The sequence below is a fragment of the Treponema endosymbiont of Eucomonympha sp. genome (assembly GCF_001028545.1).
On sequence record NZ_BBPW01000263.1, the window covers coordinates 1 to 853 of the forward strand.

At 54.9% G+C, this 853-nt stretch carries 2 protein-coding genes; one reads left to right on the top strand and one right to left on the bottom strand.

Annotation, left to right across the window (positions count from 1 at the left end; all coding sequences use genetic code 11):
* On the top strand, positions 1-140 hold a 140-nt coding region (locus tag AWU74_RS10655), incomplete at its 5' end, for a transposase (protein ID WP_162504948.1).
* Between the two features lie 7 nt (positions 141-147).
* Here AWU74_RS10655 and AWU74_RS06420 read toward each other — a convergent pair.
* Positions 148-453 (bottom strand): hypothetical protein, encoded by a 306-nt coding sequence (locus tag AWU74_RS06420; protein ID WP_062328613.1) that lies wholly within the window; start codon positions 451-453, stop codon positions 148-150.
* Positions 454-853: the final 400 nt, after the last annotated feature.

Genomic DNA, 853 nt, shown 5'->3' on the forward strand with positions numbered 1-853 from the left:
AGCTGTATCGGGCACGGCACGTCATTGAAAACGTCTTTCGCGCCCTCAAGCGCTGGCGGGGAATTGCTACGCGCTATGCAAAGCTCACCGCTTCCTTCATCGCCGCCATTCATGTCAGGTGTTTGTTCCTCTACCTTTAAGTCCACACTACCTAGAGAGTGAATCTATGCCGAAGCCTTTGTTGGTTTTTTGCTTTGCTATGCCGACCGCAACGCCTTTTCCTTTATGACCGTATGAACTGTTCCACATAACAAGGCTGTCTTCAAGCTCGGTCAAACTTCTGCTAAATGCGACCTTTTCGGAATTACTCCTAATGCTATCCAAGACCGTTGATATAGCGTCGGCGTTGCAAAAGGTTTTTAATCTGTCATAAAAGACTTTGCCTTCTTCCGGGTCGTTTTGATAGTCGGCGGGCGTCAGCCGGAAACGCCGGTTAGCCCGCTCGGCAGGCAACTGGGCGGAAGCCCTCGGCGGGCGTATAGGCAGGCAACTGGGCAGGGCATAAAAAAAGGAGCGGCAGCCGCCGCTCCTTCGCACCGCTCCCTTGATAAACCGCTAGGCGGGTTCGTCTCCCTGCCTCTTCTTGCAAAGCCCTTGTCCGCTCGCTTCGCGCGGCGGCTGCCTGTTTTGCCCTTCGGCAGGCTTGCTCGATAGGCACGGTAGGTACTATCCGTTTTTATGGGTCTGGGCGGCTTATTCGCCCTGTCGGTTTAGGCTGCTTGCGCCCATATTCGGGCGCGGTATATGGTTTCTCTCTTACAGGTCTAGGTTCGCGGAGAAGGCGCTGTTTTTCTGCAAGCAGTGAGCCGCTCTCGGCGGGCGTATAGGCAGGCAACTGGGCAGGACGCAAAAA